The 16,019-nt window shown below is 67.5% G+C and carries 10 protein-coding genes and 5 pseudogenes; 7 read left to right on the top strand and 8 right to left on the bottom strand.

Going from position 1 to position 16,019, the window contains the following annotated elements; all coding sequences use genetic code 11:
- Positions 1 to 27: 27 nt before the first annotated feature.
- The 4 genes and pseudogenes from N0A20_RS02270 (at position 28) to N0A20_RS02255 (ending at position 6,657) form a co-directional block, all read left to right on the top strand.
- Positions 28 to 738 carry a DUF2059 domain-containing protein gene (locus N0A20_RS02270; protein ID WP_260582410.1) on the top strand — a complete coding sequence of 237 codons (711 nt, stop codon included), beginning with the start codon at positions 28 to 30 and terminating at the stop codon, positions 736 to 738.
- Positions 716 to 5,271, top strand: a pseudogene (gene gltB / locus N0A20_RS02265) (glutamate synthase large subunit). The gene N0A20_RS02270 and the pseudogene gltB overlap by 23 nt, the downstream one beginning before the upstream one ends.
- A gap of 216 nt (positions 5,272 to 5,487) precedes the next feature.
- Positions 5,488 to 5,913, top strand: coding sequence for a hypothetical protein (locus N0A20_RS02260; RefSeq protein WP_260582409.1), 426 nt, complete (start codon positions 5,488 to 5,490; stop codon positions 5,911 to 5,913).
- 71 nt (positions 5,914 to 5,984) lie between these two features.
- Positions 5,985 to 6,657 (top strand): annotated as a pseudogene (locus N0A20_RS02255) (glutathione S-transferase family protein).
- A gap of 97 nt (positions 6,658 to 6,754) precedes the next feature.
- On the opposite strand, the gene N0A20_RS19950 reads toward N0A20_RS02255, so the two are convergent.
- From N0A20_RS19950 to ubiG, 3 genes and pseudogenes are all read right to left on the bottom strand, one after another.
- Entirely contained in the window at positions 6,755 to 6,934 is a 180-nt protein-coding gene (locus N0A20_RS19950) for a YdeI/OmpD-associated family protein (protein ID WP_312846629.1), read from the bottom strand.
- Positions 6,935 to 7,092: 158 nt separating this feature from the next.
- Positions 7,093 to 7,362 (bottom strand): annotated as a pseudogene (locus N0A20_RS19945) (DUF1801 domain-containing protein); the annotation flags it as partial.
- A complete protein-coding gene (gene ubiG, locus N0A20_RS02245; RefSeq protein ID WP_260582408.1) occupies positions 7,359 to 8,084 on the bottom strand; it encodes a bifunctional 2-polyprenyl-6-hydroxyphenol methylase/3-demethylubiquinol 3-O-methyltransferase UbiG in 726 nt (241 codons plus the stop codon). The pseudogene N0A20_RS19945 and the gene ubiG, both read right to left, overlap by 4 nt.
- 159 nt (positions 8,085 to 8,243) lie before the next feature.
- On the opposite strand from ubiG, the pseudogene N0A20_RS02240 reads away from it, so the two are divergent.
- A pseudogene (locus tag N0A20_RS02240) lies at positions 8,244 to 9,492 on the top strand (aspartate kinase).
- 82 nt (positions 9,493 to 9,574) lie between these two features.
- On the opposite strand, the gene N0A20_RS02235 reads toward N0A20_RS02240, so the two are convergent.
- The 4 genes from N0A20_RS02235 to N0A20_RS02220 form a co-directional block, all read right to left on the bottom strand.
- Positions 9,575 to 10,150, bottom strand: coding sequence for an inner membrane-spanning protein YciB (locus N0A20_RS02235; protein ID WP_260582406.1), 576 nt, complete (start codon positions 10,148 to 10,150; stop codon positions 9,575 to 9,577).
- 119 nt (positions 10,151 to 10,269) lie between these two features.
- Complete coding sequence (locus N0A20_RS02230) at positions 10,270 to 11,397, bottom strand: HlyD family secretion protein (RefSeq protein ID WP_260582405.1); 1,128 nt, start codon at positions 11,395 to 11,397, stop codon at positions 10,270 to 10,272.
- Positions 11,394 to 11,810 carry a PaaI family thioesterase gene (locus tag N0A20_RS02225; RefSeq protein WP_260582403.1) on the bottom strand — a complete coding sequence of 139 codons (417 nt, stop codon included), beginning with the start codon at positions 11,808 to 11,810 and terminating at the stop codon, positions 11,394 to 11,396. Before N0A20_RS02225 ends, N0A20_RS02230 begins: the two co-directional genes overlap by 4 nt.
- Positions 11,807 to 12,400 (bottom strand): TetR/AcrR family transcriptional regulator, encoded by a 594-nt coding sequence (locus N0A20_RS02220; protein ID WP_260582401.1) that lies wholly within the window; start codon positions 12,398 to 12,400, stop codon positions 11,807 to 11,809. The genes N0A20_RS02225 and N0A20_RS02220 overlap by 4 nt, the downstream gene beginning before the upstream one ends.
- 55 nt (positions 12,401 to 12,455) lie before the next feature.
- On the opposite strand from N0A20_RS02220, the gene N0A20_RS02215 reads away from it, so the two are divergent.
- Positions 12,456 to 14,081, top strand: coding sequence for a DHA2 family efflux MFS transporter permease subunit (locus tag N0A20_RS02215; RefSeq protein WP_260582400.1), 1,626 nt, complete (start codon positions 12,456 to 12,458; stop codon positions 14,079 to 14,081).
- A gap of 99 nt (positions 14,082 to 14,180) precedes the next feature.
- Here N0A20_RS02215 and N0A20_RS02210 read toward each other — a convergent pair whose 3' ends face one another.
- Positions 14,181 to 14,441, bottom strand: a complete 261-nt coding sequence (locus N0A20_RS02210; protein ID WP_260582398.1) for a hypothetical protein — start codon at positions 14,439 to 14,441, stop codon at positions 14,181 to 14,183.
- Between the two features lie 91 nt (positions 14,442 to 14,532).
- On the opposite strand from N0A20_RS02210, the pseudogene N0A20_RS02205 reads away from it, so the two are divergent.
- A pseudogene (locus N0A20_RS02205) lies at positions 14,533 to 16,006 on the top strand (helicase HerA domain-containing protein).
- Positions 16,007 to 16,019: the final 13 nt, after the last annotated feature.

The raw sequence follows: 16,019 nt of genomic DNA, 5'->3' as shown, positions 1-16,019 counted from the left end.
CGCTGGCCCTGCCGCGCGGGTTTGACCTTGCCTGCTGCCGAGGCCGCCGCGCAGAGCAGCGTCGCGGTTTCGCCCGAATCGCTGGCGCTGGGCGTCGAGATCGCAACGCTGCTGAACAGCGAAGAGATCACGCGGGTGCAGACCACCAAGCTGTTTGACGAAACGATGCCGGCGACCTTTGCCGGGAACCCCGATTTTGCCGCGCTCGAAGCCGATTTTCCGGGCGTGACGCAAGAACTTCTCGCCGCCATGCGGCCGGAAATCGAAAAGCAGGTGATCGCCAGCCTGCCGGACCTCTGGAACCGGCTCGGCGCCGTTTATGCCGGCTCGCTGACCGATGCCGAAATGCGCCAGATGCTGCTATTCTATCGCAGCGACACGGGGCGATGGCTGATCGACCAGATCGCGACCGGTGTCGATTTCTCCGGCATGATCGACACGATGATCAAGAACCCCGAGGCCCGCGTCACGCCCGACGATCTGCGCAATTCGCTTCAGGGAGCGGCCGTCACCGGTGTCGTGCGCACCATGACCAAGCAGCGCGAAGCCGATCTGCGCGCCATGTTGGCGACGTCGGCGGGCCGCAAGATCCGCGCGCTGAACCCCAGGCTGCTCGCCATTGCGGCTGCATGGTCGAACGAACCCGACCCCGAGGGCGATGCGCGCATTGACGCCATCGTCGAAGGGGTGATCGGCAAATATATCGACGCGGACGATGACAAAGCGGAAAGAAGCTGAGGTGACCCATTACCCCACCCCCGAACATGCGCGCCTCGAAACCGAGGGCATGTACCGTCCGGACCTCGAATCCGATGCCTGCGGCGTCGGCATGGTCGCCGCGACCGACGGCAAGGCCTCGCGCCGCGTGGTCGAGGCGGCGATCGAGGCGCTGCGCGCGGTGTGGCACCGCGGCGCGGTCGATGCCGACGGCAAGACCGGGGACGGGGCGGGAATCCATGTCGACCTGCCGGTGCGTTTCTTCGACGATGCGATCGCCGCATCGGGGCACAAGGTGCGCCCGAACCGCCTCGCGGTCGGCATGGTCTTCCTGCCGCGCACCGACCTCGATGCGCAGGAACATTGCCGCACGATCGTCGAGTCCGAGATCATCGACGCGGGCTACACCATCTACGGCTGGCGCCAGGTGCCGGTCGACGTCTCGGTGATCGGCGACAAGGCGCAGCGCACGCGCCCCGAGATCGAACAGATCATGATCGCCGGGCCGCTGCCCGAAGAACAGTCGCTCGCCGAGTTCGAAAAGCGCCTCTATCTCGTCCGCCGCCGGATCGAGAAAAAGGTCGTCGCGGCACAGATCGCCGATTTCTATATCTGCAGCCTGTCGGCGCGCTCGATCATCTACAAGGGGCTGTTCCTCGCGGAAAGCCTCGCCGATTTCTATCCCGACCTCACGAACAAATTGTTCGAGAGCCGGGTCGCGATCTTCCACCAGCGTTATTCCACCAACACCTTCCCGCAATGGTGGCTGGCCCAGCCCTTCCGCTGCCTCGCCCACAATGGCGAGATCAACACGATCCGCGGCAACAAGAACTGGATGAAGAGCCACGAGATCAAGATGGCCAGCCTCGCCTTCGGCGAGCATAGCGAGGACATCAAGCCGGTGATCCCGGCCAAGCGCGTCGGACACCGCCGCGCTCGACGCCGTGTTCGAAACCCTGTGCCGCGCCGGCCGCGACGCGCCGACGTCGAAGCTGATCCTCGTGCCGGAGGCCTGGGCCAACGAGGACGACATGCCGCCGGCGCACAAGGCGATGTACAATTATCTCGCCAGCGTCATGGAGCCGTGGGACGGCCCCGCCGCGCTCGCGATGACCGACGGGCGCTGGGCGGTCGCCGGCATGGACCGCAACGCGCTGCGCCCGCTGCGCTATACGCTGACCGCCGACAATCTGCTCGTCGTCGGCTCCGAAAGCGGCATGGTGCTGCTGCCCGAGGCGAGCATCCGCAAGAAGGGCCGCCTCGGCCCCGGCCAGATGATCGCGGTCGATCTCGACGAGGGCACGCTCTACGAGGATCGCGCGATCAAGGACAGGATCGCGGGCGCGCACGACTATGCCGCGCGGGTCAAGGGTTTCCGCACCATGGCCGACCTGCCCAGGGGCGGCAGATCGACCCTGCCCGTCTTCGACCGCGCCGAACTGCTGCGCCGCCAGGTTGCCGCCGGCCTGACGATGGAGGATATGGAGCTCATCCTCTCCCCCATGGTCGAGGATGCCAAGGAAGCCGTCGGCTCGATGGGCGACGACACGCCGCTCGCGGTCATCTCCGACAAGCCGCGCCATGTCGCGCAATTCTTCCGCCAGAATTTCAGCCAGGTCACAAACCCGCCGATCGACAGCCTGCGCGAACGGCATGTGATGAGCCTCAAGACGCGCTTCGCCAACCTCGCCAACATCCTCGACGAAAGAGGGCAGAGCGACCACGTCCTCGTCATCGACTCGCCGGTGTTGGTGGGCGACGACTGGGACCGGCTGCGTGCCTATTTCGGCGACGCGGTCGCCGATATCGACTGCACCTTTCCCATGCGGCGGCAATGCCGCGACGCTGCGCGAGGCGATCGCTCGCATCCGCAAGGAGGCCGAGGATGCCGTGCGCGCGGGACGCAGCGAGCTGTTCCTGTCCGACGAAAGGATCGGAGAAAACCGCGTCGGCGTCGCGATGGTGCTCGCCGCCGCCGCGGTCCACACGCATCTCGTGCGCAAGGGGCTGCGCAGCTACGCCTCTATCAACGTCCGCTCGGCCGAGGTGCTCGACACCCATGCCTTCGCGGTGCTGATCGGGGTCGGCGCGACCACCGTCCAGGCCTATCTCTCCGAAGCCGCGATCGCCGACCGCCACGCGCGCGGGCTGTTCGGCGGCGAGCTGTCGCTCGACGATTGCCGGGCGCGCTTCCGCAAGGCGATCGACGACGGCCTGCTGAAGATCATGGCGAAGATGGGGATCGCGGTGATCTCCTCCTATCGCGGCGGCTATAATTTCGAGGCCGTCGGGCTCAGCCGCGCGCTCGTCAACGACCTCTTCCCCGGCATGCCGGCGAAGATTTCGGGCGAGGGCTATCAGTCGCTGTTCATCAACGCGACCGAGAAGCACGAGGCCGCCTTCGACAGCCGCGTGACCACCCTGCCCGTCGGCGGCTTCTATCGCCAGCGCGCGGGCGGCGAGACCCACGCCTATTCGGCGCAGCTGATGCACCTCTTGCAGACCGCGGTCGCGACCGACAGTTACTCGACCTATCTGCAGTTCGCGCGCGGCGTCGCCGACCTGCCGCCGGTCTATCTGCGCGACCTGCTAGAATTCAACTATCCGGCGCAGGGCGTCGCGCTCGACAGCGTCGAGGCGATCACCGAGATCCGCAAGCGTTTCGTCACCCCCGGCATGTCGCTCGGCGCGCTGTCGCCCGAGGCGCACGAGACGCTCGCCATCGCGATGAACCGGATCGGCGCCAAGGCGGTGTCGGGCGAAGGCGGCGAAGCCGCCGAACGCTATCAGCCCTATGCCAATGGCGACAATGCCAACAGCAACATCAAGCAGATCGCGAGCGGCCGCTTCGGCGTCACCGCCGAATATCTCGGCGCCTGCGACGAGATCGAGATCAAGGTCGCGCAGGGCGCCAAGCCCGGCGAGGGCGGCCAGCTTCCGGGCTTCAAGGTCACCGAATTCATCGCGCGGCTGCGGCATTCGACGCCGGGCGTAATGCTGATCAGCCCGCCGCCGCACCACGACATCTATTCGATCGAGGATCTGGCGCAGCTCATCTACGACCTCAAGCAGATCAACCCCAAGGCGCGTGTCTGCGTGAAGCTCGTCAGCTCGGCGGGCATCGGCACCGTCGCGGCGGGGGTCGCGAAGGCGCATGCCGACGTCATCCTCGTCTCGGGCAACACCGGCGGCACCGGCGCCTCGCCCCAGACCAGCGTCAAATATGCCGGTACGCCTTGGGAAATGGGCCTGTCCGAGGTCAATCAGGTACTCACCCTCAACGGGCTGCGCCACCGCATCCGGCTGCGCACCGACGGCGGGCTCAAGACCGGCCGCGACATCGTCATCGCCGCGATCCTCGGCGCCGAGGAATATGGCATCGGCACTTTGAGCCTGGTCGCCATGGGCTGCATCATGGTGCGCCAGTGCCACAGCAACACCTGCCCCGTCGGCGTCTGCACGCAGGACGAAAAGCTGCGCCAGAAGTTCACCGGCAATCCCGAGAAGGTCATCAACCTGATGACCTTCATCGCCGAGGAGGTGCGCGAAATCCTTGCCAAGCTCGGCTGCCGCAGCCTCGACGAGGTGATCGGCCGCACCGAACTGCTGCGTCAGGTCAGCCGCGGCGCCGAACATCTCGACGACCTCGACCTCAACCCGATCCTCGCCAAGGTCGACGCCCCCGACGAGCAGCGCCGTTCGCAGGGACCGCATTTCCGCAACCCGGTGCCCGACAGCCTCGACGCGCAGATATTGAACGACGCCAAGCCTCTGTTCGAGCGCGGCGAGCGGATGCAGCTCACCTATAACGTCCGCAACACCCACCGCGCCGTCGGCACGCGCCTGTCGGCCGAGGTCACCGCACGCTTCGGGATGAAGGGGCTCGCCGACGATCATGTCCAGGTCCGTCTGCGCGGCACCGCCGACCAGTCCTTGGGCGCCTTCCTGTGCAGCGGCATCACGCTCGAAGTGTTCGGCGACGCCAACGACTATGTCGGCAAGGGCCTGTCGGGCGGCCGCATCGTCGTGCGCCCGACCGTGTCGAGCCCGCTGGTCAGCCGGCACAACACGATCGTCGGCAACACCGTCCTCTACGGCGCGACCGCGGGCACCCTGCTCGCCGCGGGCCAGGCGGGCGAGCGTTTCGCGGTGCGCAACTCGGGCGCCAACGTCGTCGTCGAGGGCTGCGGCGCCAACGGCCTCGAATATATGACCGGCGGCGTGGCGGTGATCCTGGGCAGCGTGGGGTCGAACTTCGGCGCCGGCATGACCGGCGGCATGGCCTTCGTGCTCGATGCCGAAGCCAGCTTCGAACGCCGTGCCAATCCCGAATCGATCCAGTGGCAACGGGTCGAAAGCAGCCATTGGGAAGGCGTGCTCAAGGCGCTGGTCGAGGATCATGCCAAGTCGACGGGCAGCAAATGGTCGAGCGAAATCCTCGCCGACTGGGACCGCTGGCTCGGCCAGTTCTGGCAGGTCTGCCCGAAGGAAATGGTCGGCCGCCTGACGCATCCGCTCAGCGACGCCGACATCGCGGTGGTGGCGGCGGAGTAGAATCCGTCGCCCCCGCGAAGGCGGGGGCCGCAATCGGTTTACGCAGCGGCGCAGAGTAAGGCCGACAGCGGCCCCCGCCTGCGCGGGGGCGACGATTTGCCGCATCACCCCATCGCCTCACCGCAACCCCCGGCCATGTTCAGCCCAGCGAAAGCCTGCTATCCCTAATCACCGCGTTTTCACCGACCCCGCTCCCTTCCCGAAAGGAAGATGCCGATGACCCGCTGGACTCTCGCTGCCCTCCCCCTGCTTGCCCTCGCCGCACCGGTGCCGGCGCAGGCCGCCGATGTGCGCGACGCGGCCGAAGCGCTGACCGATCCGGTCGAAACCGACCACATGGCCGAGACCGTGACCGTGCTGGTCGACGCGCTGATGCGCACCAACATCGGCCCGCTTGCCCAGGCCATCGCGCACGTCGATCCCGACTCATCGGCAGCTTCCATCCCGCCCGACGCAACTTTGGGCGAGGTCACGGGCAGCGATCCCGACTATGGACGGCGTCTCGGCGACGATGTCCGCGCGACTTCGCGCATGGCGGGTCACCTCGCCGCCGCGGCGGCGGCTTATGCGCCCGTTCTCAAGGAGATGGCGCGCGACATGGCGGCGCAATGGGAACGCGAACGCGACGCCGCGCGGCGCTGATCCACAGGCCCGAACGCCGCATCGCACCATAGCCGTTGCGCGTCGCGGCCCGCTGCCGCTATGCCGACGCCATGTGGCAACTTTACCAATTTCCGCTCTGCCCCTTCTCGCGCAAGATCCGCCTCCTGCTCGGCGAAAAGGGCGTCGGCTACGACCTCGTGCGCGAATCGCCGTGGGAGCGCCGCGACGAATTCATCGACCTGAACCCCGCCGGGCGGACGCCGGTGATGGTCGACAGCGCGCGCGGCCAAGTGCTGATCGACAGCAATGCGATCGCCGAATATTTCGAGGAAACGGTCGAGGGCAAGGCGATGATCAACGGCACCGCCGCCAATCGCGCCGAAATCCGCCGCCTGACCGCCTGGTTCGACCAGGACTTCTATTATGAGGTCACCGGTCCCCTCCTCTTCGAGCGCATGCAGAAGCGCATCGTCCACCGCCAACCCCCCGACGGCGGCGCTCTGCGCGAGGCGATGAAGGCGGCGAACCAGCATCTCGACTATGTCGATTATCTGATCGACCACCGCACCTGGCTCGCCGAGCGCGACGATGAGCCTCGCCGACCTAGCCGCGGCGGCGCATATCTCGGTCGCCGACTATCTCGGCGGCATCGACTGGACGGGGCACGAGCAGACGAAAGGATGGTATGCGGGCCTCAAGTCCCGCCCCAGCTTTCGCCCCCTTCTGGCCGAACGGATGGAAATCGTGACGCCGCCGAAATATTACGAAGACGTCGACTTCTAAGCCTCGTCATTGCGAGGAGCAAAGCGACGCGGCAATCCAGAGCCCGCGTAAACCGCCCTGGATTGCTTCGCTTCGCTCGCAATGACGCGCGAGGAAATCAGCAGCTCTTATATTTCCAGTTCCGGTCCTTGCCCTCGGCGATCCATAAGATCGCCTGCGCGACGCGCTTGTCACGGGTTTCCTCGCGCTTCGCTTCGGCCACCCATTCGCAATATTCGCGGCGATGGCTCGGCGCGAAACCGCCCCATGTCTTGCGCGCCGCCGGATTCGCCGCCAGCGCCCCGGCGAGTGCCGCAGCGGCACTTCGGCTTCGGGCTTTTTGGACCTGGCCGCCGCACGGCGCGGATCGGGCACCTTGTCGCGGATCAGGCGGGCGGCCTTCGCGATCAGCGCGGCCAGTTCGGCATCCGCCGGCAGGTCGCCGAGGCCGGTCAATCGGCCGAGACTTCCCATCGCCCCCGCGCGCTCCGCCGTTCCCGTCACTTCGGCATGGCGCCAGAAACCGAAGACGGCGTGGGCCTTGAACGCCGCCATATTGGCGAGCGGGCTGCCGCCCAGAATGAAGGCGGGCATGCTCCATTTGATCGCTTCCTCGACATCGGGAAGCTCGCGATGCACCAGGTCGCGCAAATGGGTCAGGATCGGCTGCGCAAAGGGCTGCGCCTTCGCGATATAGGCATCTACGCGCGGGTCGCGGCCTTTCACCCCGGCCACCGCGCCGCGACCAGATAGTTCATCGCCTCGTTGCCGCCGAGCTTGAAGCCCCGCGCGGGCGACGGCGACAGGCCGGTGCGGTCGATCACCTCCAGACCCGCATCCTCGATCAGTCCCGTCAGCTCCTCGGGCTTTAGAAACCGGTCCCAGTCGTGCGTCCCGCGCGGCACCGCGCCGATGCGCTCGGCGGCCTCGACAAGCAGCAGCTTCGACAGCGCGGTGCGATTGGGGGTCGACAGGATCATCAGCCCGCCGGCCGCGAGCCGCGCCGCGAGCTGGCCGATGAAGGCCGCGGGGTCGCTGACATGCTCGACGACCTCCATCGAGGTGACGAGGTCGAACTTGCCCGGAGGCAGATCGGCCAACTCCCCCGCGAAATAAGCAATGTTCAACCCCTGCCCCGCCGCATGGCTCTGCGCCGCCGCGATATTTTCGGGCGCGGCATCGACGCCGGTCACATCGGCCCCCATCCGCGCCAGCGGCTCGGCGAGCAGCCCCGCGCCGCAGCCGACGTCGAGCGCGCTTTTGTCGCGCAGCGGATGCCGCGCGCGCGCGTCGCCGTGCCAATGCGCGTCGATCCGACCGCGGATATACGCCAGCCGCACCGGATTGAGCTTGTGCAGCATCGCCGACGAGCCGTGCGGGTCCCACCAGTCGGCGGCGAGGGCGCCGAAATGGGCGGCTTCGTTCGGGTTGATCGTGGCGGCGCTCATGCCCCGCGATGTGGCACCACGGCATCGCGGGCGCAAGAAATTCTATCCGCGGCAGACGACAGCCGGCCTTGCCTTCCCCCGCCCCCTTCCCTAACAGCCGAGCGCCGCGAAATTGTACGAATGTTGCGGTGGAAACCAGTTTCTTGAAAGCGGGGCGAAATGGCGCGGATCGTGATGAAATTCGGGGGCACGTCGATGGCGGGCACCGAACAGAATCCGCACCGTCGCGAAGCTCGTCGCGCGCGAGGTCGCGAACGGCAACGAGGTCGCCGTCGTCGTCTCGGCGATGGCGGGCGAGACCGACCGGCTCGTCAATTTCTGCCGCGAGGCGAACCCGCGCTACGACCCCGCCGAATATGATGTCGTCGTCGCCGTCGGCGAACAGGTCACGTCGGGCCTGCTGGCGCTGACCCTTCAAGCCATGGGCACCCCGGCGCGCAGTTGGCTCGGCTGGCAGCTCCCGATCCGGACCGAGGAAGCGCACGCCCGCGCGCGCATCGCCGACATCGACACCGGCGCGCTCGGCGCCGCGATGGCGCGCGGCGAGGTCGCGGTGATCCCCGGTTTCCAGGGCATGATGGACGACGGCCGCGTTGCGACGCTCGGCCGCGGCGGGTCGGACACCAGCGCGGTTGCGGTCGCAGCGGCGGTGAAGGCCGACCGCTGCGACATCTACACCGACGTCGACGGCGTCTACACCACCGACCCGCGCATCGTCTCGCGCGCGCGCAAGCTCGACTATGTGACCTATGAGGAAATGCTCGAGCTCGCGAGCGTCGGCGCCAAGGTGCTGCAGACGCGCTCGGTCGGCCTGGCGATGAAAGAAGGCGTGCGCGTGCAGGTGCTCTCTAGCTTCGTCGAGGGCGACGAAGCCCCCGCCAGAGGCACGATGATCGTCAGCGACGAGGAAATAGAGGAACATCAGATGGAACGGCAGCTGATCACCGGCATCGCCCACGACAAGAATGAAGCGAAGATCATCGTCACCCGCGTCCCCGACCGGCCGGGCGCCGTCGCGACGATCTTCGGCCCGCTCGCCGCCGCCGGGATCAACGTCGACATGATCATCCAGAACGTCGGCCGCGACAAGGGCGAGACCGACGTGACCTTCACGGTGCCGCAGACCGACCTCCTGCGCTCGATCGACCTGCTCGAGGGCGCGAAGGACAAGATCGGGTTCAACCGCATCATCAGCGACGACAAGATCGCCAAGATCAGCGTCGTCGGCGTCGGCATGAAGAGCCACGCGGGCGTCGCCAGCACGATGTTCCGCGCACTGGCGGACCGGGGGATCAACATCCAGGCGATCTCGACCAGCGAGATCAAGGTCAGCGTGCTGATCGACGAGGACGAAACCGAGCTCGCGGTGCGCGTGCTGCACACCGCCTACGGCCTCGACGCCGAATAATGTTCCCCGGCGAAAGCCGGGGTCCAGATGGTGCGGCGCCAGGGGAGCATGGGCCCCGGCTTTCGCCGGGGAACACGGGCTTCTATTCGGCGGGCTGAAGCTCTCCGGCGCGGCGGCGCAGCCGCGCCTGGCCGATGACATGCACCGTCGCGACATGGATCGCGAACAGGCCGAATTTCGACGCCAGCGGAAAGACGCCGATGAACAGCGGCCACCATGCGGTGAAAAGCAGCGCGACGATCAGGTTGAGCGCAGCGCTGGCGAACATCATCGCCGACCAGATCATGCCGAACCGGTCCATCACATCGCCGACCAGCGCCAGTTGTGCGGGCGGAATATAGCGGTTGAGCCAGCCGCGGCGGAGCATCACCGTGCCGACGATCAGATAGACGATCGTCGGCTTCGCCATCACGAAGCGCGGGTCGCCGGTCAGCAAGGTCGCAGCGGCGGTGAGCAGGACCGACGCCAGGCTGATCCACTGGAGCGCCGCGACCCTGTGGCCCCGCCCCAGTTCGTACCCGACGACCCCGATGGCGACGACGGTTCCGGCGATTGTGGCCGGAACGATGCCTGCCCCGGCGGCGAGCAGCACGGCGAAGACGATAATGCCGAGCGAATCGAACAGCATCGGCCCCAGGGCATAGAGCAAGGTCCGCATGACCCATCCTTTCGCAATCCAATGTTACCGACGTCAACATTGGCGTCCGGCCGCGATCGGGTCAAGGCAAAATTTACATCGTTAACATGGTTTGCGGTGAACCGAGCCGAATGCGGCGGTCAGTTGCGCAGCCGCACCTTGGCGGTCACCGACAGGCCGGGCCGGAGCTGCGCCAGCGCCGCCTGCCCGGGATCGAGCCGGATGCGCACCCCGACGCGCTGGACGATCTTGGTGAAATTGCCCGACCCGGGCTCGAACGGCAGCAGCGTGAACTCGCTCGCCGACCCCGGCGCAAGGCTTTCGACGGTGCCGGTCAGCGTCTCGCCCAGCGCATCGACATAGACCTCGGCCTTCTGCCCCGGACGCATCGCATGCGTCTGCGTCTCCTTGAAATTGGCGACGACATAGACCGACCTTATCGGCACCAAAGTCAGCAGCCGCGAGCCCGGCTGGACATAGTCGCCGACCTGCACCTGCCGGTTGCCGACGACGCCCGAGATCGGCGCGCGGATCAGCGCATGGCCCCGGTCCTGTTTCGCCAGCGTCAACGCAGCGCGCGCCTTCAGGGCCGCCGCCTCGGCCGCTTGCACCTGCGCCAGCAGCACCGGACGGCGCGCCCGCGTCACCGCCGCCTGTTCCTGGCTGGTGCCGAGGTCGGCGCGCGAACGCTGCGCCGCCGACGCCGCGCCGACCGCGGTCGCACGCACCTGATCGGCGTCGCGCCGCGTCACGAAGCCATCGACGAGCAGCGCGTCATAGCGTTTGAGGTCCGCGGATGCGCGATAAGCCTCGGCATCGGCGGCGGCGATCTGCGTGCCCGCCGCCCTGATCCGCGCCGCCGCGAGCCGCTCGTCGGCGCCGAGCGCCGCCAGCGCCGCCCTCGCCGTCGCGACCTGCGCATCGGCGTCGGCAACGGCGGCTTCGGCCGATTGCAGCCGCGCGTCATAATCCTTGGCATCGATACGCACGAGCGGGTCGCCCGCCTTCACCGCCTGATTGTCCCGCACCAGCACCGCCGCGACCAGCCCGCCGACCTTGGGCGCGACATTGCTCGAATCGGCCTGCAGATAGGCATTGTCGGTCGATTCCGCGGTGCGCGGCGAGGTCAGCCACCAAATGCCCGCCGCCGCGACGGCCAGGGCGATCAGCGCCACTTTCCAGGCCTTTTTCGGCAGCGCGAAGCGGCGACGCTTTCCCTCGCCCACCGGCACCTCCGCCTCGGCGGCGATCGGACTCTGCGCGTTCATTGCTGGATCACCAGCAGGGTCGAGGTCGCGGTCGCATAGAGCCGCCCCGCCGCATCGGTCAGCCTCGCCTCGACATAGGCGACGCGCCAGCCGACCGAGATGACATGCCCCTCGGCGCGCACCTTGCCGGTCTTGTCGGTCATCGCCTTCAGATAGGAGGTCTTGAGTTCGAGCGTCGTCATCGCCTGGTCGTCGGCAAGCTTGGTGACCACGGCTATTCCGCAGGCGGAATCGAGCAGGGTCGCGGCATAGCCGCCATGGACGATCCCCATCGGATTATAATGTTCGGGTCCCGGCACGCCCTCGAACGCCGCCCAGCCATCGCCCGCGTCGACGAGCTGGAAACCCAGCGTATGGCCGATCGGCGGCCGCCCGCCGCTCGCGATCAGCCCCCGCACCTTGGCGAGCGTCATCGCGCCGCCTCCAGCCCGTAGCGCGCCACGATGCTGGCGTGGGTGTCGGCGAGCATCGCGTCGGACAGCGCCGGATCGCCGACCGCGCGGGCCAGCGCGACCCCGCCCACCAGCTGCGCGAGCAACGCACGCGATTCGGCCTCGGCATCGGCGTAACCCAGCGCCGCCAGCGGCACCGCGAGGCGCGAGGCGATGCCGACCACCCCCGCCCCGAACCGCTCGCGCGTTGCCGGTTCGGCGCGCGCGAAATCGCCCGACAATGTCGGCAGCGGACAGCCCCGGTCGCGGCTGTCGCGGTGCGCGGGCGAGAGGTAGAAATCGACATAGGCGCGCAGCACCGCGCGCGGATCACCGTCGGCATCGATCCGCTCGGTGCGCGCGCGCGCATCGGCGAACATCGTCCCGATCGCTTCGCCGACCAGCGCGTCCTTCGACTGGAAATGGGCATAGAAGCCGCCGTGCGTCAGTCCCGCGCGCGCCATGATGCCGGCGACAGCGACATTGTCGGGGCCCTTCGCCCGGATTTCCTTCGCGGCCTCCTTCAGCACGCGGGCGCGTGTCTCGGCCTTATGCTCGCTCGAATAGCGCACTTGCGGTCTCCTTTATATGATGCATATAATATAATGACAGCAGGACACAAGCCCGATGGCATCGATTCCCCTCTCCGCCGGGCAAGGCCCCGCGTCGGCCCCCAAGAGCGACGACGCGCCGTTCGACCCGGCGGGCCTGACCAATGCGCGCAAATATCTGATCTTCGCGGTAATGGCGTTCGGCCAGTTCATGGCGCTCATCGACATCCAGATCGTCGCCGCCTCGCTCAACGAGGTGCAGGCGGGACTCAGCGCGGGACCCGACGAGATCAGCTGGGTGCAGACCGCCTATCTGATGGCCGAGCTCGTCATGATCCCTTTCTCCGCCTTCCTCGCGCAGGCCTTGTCGACGCGCTGGCTGTTCGCGGCGTCGGCGGGGCTGTTCACCGTCGCGAGCATGGCGTGCGGGCTCGCGTGGAGTATCGAATCGATGATCCTGTTCCGCGCCGTGCAAGGCTTCGTCGGCGGCGCGATGATCCCGACCGTGTTCGCGACCGGCTACATGCTGTTCCAGGGCAAGCAGCGGGCGATGATCCCCGCGATCCTCGGCATGGTGTCGGTGCTCGCGCCGACGCTGGGGCCGACGGTCGGCGGCTGGATCACCGACGCGATGGGATGGCGCTGGGTCTTTTTCATCAATGTCGTGCCGGGCGCCGCGGTGACGCTCGCGATCGTCGCGCTGGTGCGCGTGGACAAGGCGGACCTGTCGATGCTGCGCCGGATCGACTGGGTGCATCTCGCCTCGATGGCGATCTTCCTCGCCGGTCTCGAATATGTGCTCGAGGAAGGACCGAAGCACGACTGGTTCGGCGAACCGTCGATCGCGGTCGCGGCCTGGGTGTCGCTCGTCGCCTTCGGCCTGTTCCTCGAACGCTCGTTCCGCTCGGCGGGGCCGATCGTGAAGCTGTCGCCGTTCCGCAAGCCGACCTTCGCCTTCGCCTGCGTGTTCAACCTCGTGATCGGTTTCGGCCTTTATGCCAGCACCTATCTGATCCCGATCTTCCTCGGCCGGGTACAGGGGTATAACGCCTCGGAGATCGGGACGACGGTGTTCGTCGCCGGCATCGCGCAACTGCTCGGCGTGCCCATCGCCGCCGCGCTGTCGCAGCGCGTCGATCCGCGCATCGTCATCACCTTCGGCCTCAGCCTCTTCGCCATCGGCCTGTGGATGTTCAGCTTCATGACCCCCGATTGGGGCTTCGCCGCCCTCTTCTGGCCGCAGGTCGTGCGCAGCTTCGCGATCATGCTGTGCATCGTGCCCTCGGTCGGGTTGGCGCTGGGCAATTTCGAGGGGGCGGAGCTACGCTATGCCTCGGGGCTGTTCAACCTGATGCGCAACCTCGGCGGCGCGATCGGCATTGCGCTCGTCAACACCTGGCTTGGCGACAATATGCGGCTCCATGCGCTGCGCCTCTCCGAAGCGCTGGGCCGCTCGGCCGAGACCGCGAACGAAGTCGCGGCGGGGCTGGCGCAGCATATCGGGCGTTATGTGTCGGACCCGGCGGTCGCGCAGCGGATGGCCGAGGGCACGCTCGGCCGCCTCGTCAGCCGCGAGGCGCTGACGCTCGCCTTCGACGATGTCTTCCGCCTGATGTCCTACTTCTTCCTCGCCGCGCTGCTAATGGTCCCCTTCTGCAAACCCCCGCCGATCGGCGACCCCGCGCCAAAGGATGCGCATTAGAGCCTTTCCGTTTCGGATGGAATCACCCCCCCTTCAGGGGAGGGGCTTCAGATAGGCATCAATCAACGTCGGAAAGACGCTAACGTTCAGCAGCCGAACTCAACGCTCTTCCGCCCGGTCGACCATATCCATGAAATCGCGCGCCAAATCGCGTTCGCCCGCGTCCTTGAACGCCACGTCGAGGTCGGGCGCGACGCCCAGCATATACATCAGCGCCCACAGCGCGAAGCGGCGGCCGGGGTTGGTTTCGAGGCCGAAATCGACGCGCATCCGCTCGGCGTCGGCGGCGAGCGCCTCGGGGTGGATGGCCGCCACGTCGGTGGTGCCGAAATAGCGGTCCAGCTGGTCATCGAAATCCATGGCGGTGCCCTACTGAAAATCGGACTGTTCGAAAAGTCGCCCCGTTGTCATTCCCCATGCCGCCCGATAGGGCGGCGGCGGTGAGACAGGCATGAAGACGAGCATCGACATCGGGACCGACGGCGCCGGGCAGGGCGTGCGCATCGACGTGCAGGAACTGCTCGCGACGCGCTTGCTCGTGCAGGGCAATTCGGGGTCGGGCAAATCGCACCTGCTGCGCCGCATCCTCGAGGAAAGCGCCGCGCTGGTGCAGCAGATCGTGATCGACCCCGAGGGCGATTTCGTGACGCTCGCCGATGCCTACAGCCATGTCGTGATCAACGGCGGCGACTATAACGAGCGCGAGATCGCGGCGATGGGCGCGCGCATCCGCGCGCATCGCGCCTCGGTCGTGCTCAGCCTCGAATCGCTCGATATCGAGGCGCAGATGACTTGTGCCGCCGCCTTTCTGAACGCGCTGTTCGATGCGCCGCGCGAGCATTGGTTTCCGGCGCTGGTCGTGGTCGACGAGGCGCAGATGTTCGCGCCGAGCGTGTCGGGCGACGTCGCCGACAATGTCCGCCGCGCCAGCCTGTCGGCGATGACCAACCTGATGTGCCGCGGCCGCAAGAGGGGACTGGCGGGCGCGATCGCGACGCAGCGGCTCGCGAAGCTCGCCAAGAATGTCGCCGCCGAGGCGAGCAATTTCCTGATGGGGCGCACCTTCCTCGACATCGACATGGCGCGCGCCGCCGACCTGCTCGGCATGGAACGGCGGCAGGCGGAGCAAATCCGCGACCTCGAACGCGGGCATTTCCTGGGGCTCGGCCCCGCCATCTCGCGGCGCCCGCTTGCCGTGCGCATCGGCGCGACGCGGACCGCGACCCGGATGGGGACGCACAGCCTGATGCCGCTGCCCGACGCGCGCGGCGCCGACATGCGCTCGATGCTGTTCACCGAGACGGAGGCGCCGGCTGACGCCGCGCGCCTTCGCGCCCCAGCCCGAACCGGTGGCGGCGGACGAACTGCTTGAACGCATCGCGGCGCGGGACGCGCCGCTCGAAGACAGCCATGCGCCGCCGGTGCTCGACATCGTCGCGGCGGCCGAGGAGGCCGGGCACAGCGATGCGGTGGTGATCGCCACGCTGGAGGAGATGCTGGCCGACCCCGACTGCGCCTTCCAGGCTGAAGCCCTCCTCTATCAGGATTTTTCGGTGCGCTGCCGGATGCAGAAGCTGAAGGCGGTGCCGCTTGACCTCGTGGCCTTCCGCCGCCGCTTCGCCCTGGCGAAGGGCGGGGTGTTCGACCCGGCCGAGCCGCGCTGGCGCGAGGCGCTGGCGGTCGCGGGACGCTTGCCCGAGGAGATGATCGCCCCCTTTCTCCAGATCGCGCGCGCGGCGATGGACGGCGAACCCTGCCCCGGCGACGAGATATTGGGCCGCGCCTATGGCAGCCGCTCGCCGGGGCGCATCCGGCGGCTGGTCGACTATATGGAAAAGCAGGGCGCGATCGTCGTGCGCTCCGATTTCGGCGGGCGGCGCTCGATCGGCATTCCCGAGCTGGGGCTGAGCACCGAGGCCGAGTAGGCGGGGCCACATG

The organism is Sphingopyxis sp. PET50 (genome assembly GCF_025244705.1).
Classification (GTDB): domain Bacteria; phylum Pseudomonadota; class Alphaproteobacteria; order Sphingomonadales; family Sphingomonadaceae; genus Sphingopyxis.
Note: the sequence above shows the minus strand (reverse complement) of the source record. Positions and strands in the feature narration are given on the sequence as shown.

What these genes read in the sequence shown, in the direction of transcription:
- N0A20_RS02210 (WP_260582398.1), bottom strand. Translation starts at nt 14,441, where the DNA reads ATGGATTTCGATGACCAGCTGGACCGCTATTTCGGCACCACCGACGTG.
- N0A20_RS02235 (WP_260582406.1), bottom strand. Translation starts at nt 10,150, where the DNA reads ATGCGGACCTTGCTCTATGCCCTGGGGCCGATGCTGTTCGATTCGCTC.
- N0A20_RS02260 (WP_260582409.1), top strand. Translation starts at nt 5,488, where the DNA reads ATGACCCGCTGGACTCTCGCTGCCCTCCCCCTGCTTGCCCTCGCCGCA.
- N0A20_RS02215 (WP_260582400.1), top strand. Translation starts at nt 12,456, where the DNA reads ATGGCATCGATTCCCCTCTCCGCCGGGCAAGGCCCCGCGTCGGCCCCC.
- N0A20_RS02225 (WP_260582403.1), bottom strand. Translation starts at nt 11,810, where the DNA reads ATGACGCTCGCCAAGGTGCGGGGGCTGATCGCGAGCGGCGGGCGGCCG.
- N0A20_RS02230 (WP_260582405.1), bottom strand. Translation starts at nt 11,397, where the DNA reads ATGAACGCGCAGAGTCCGATCGCCGCCGAGGCGGAGGTGCCGGTGGGC.
- ubiG (WP_260582408.1), bottom strand. Translation starts at nt 8,084, where the DNA reads ATGAGCGCCGCCACGATCAACCCGAACGAAGCCGCCCATTTCGGCGCC.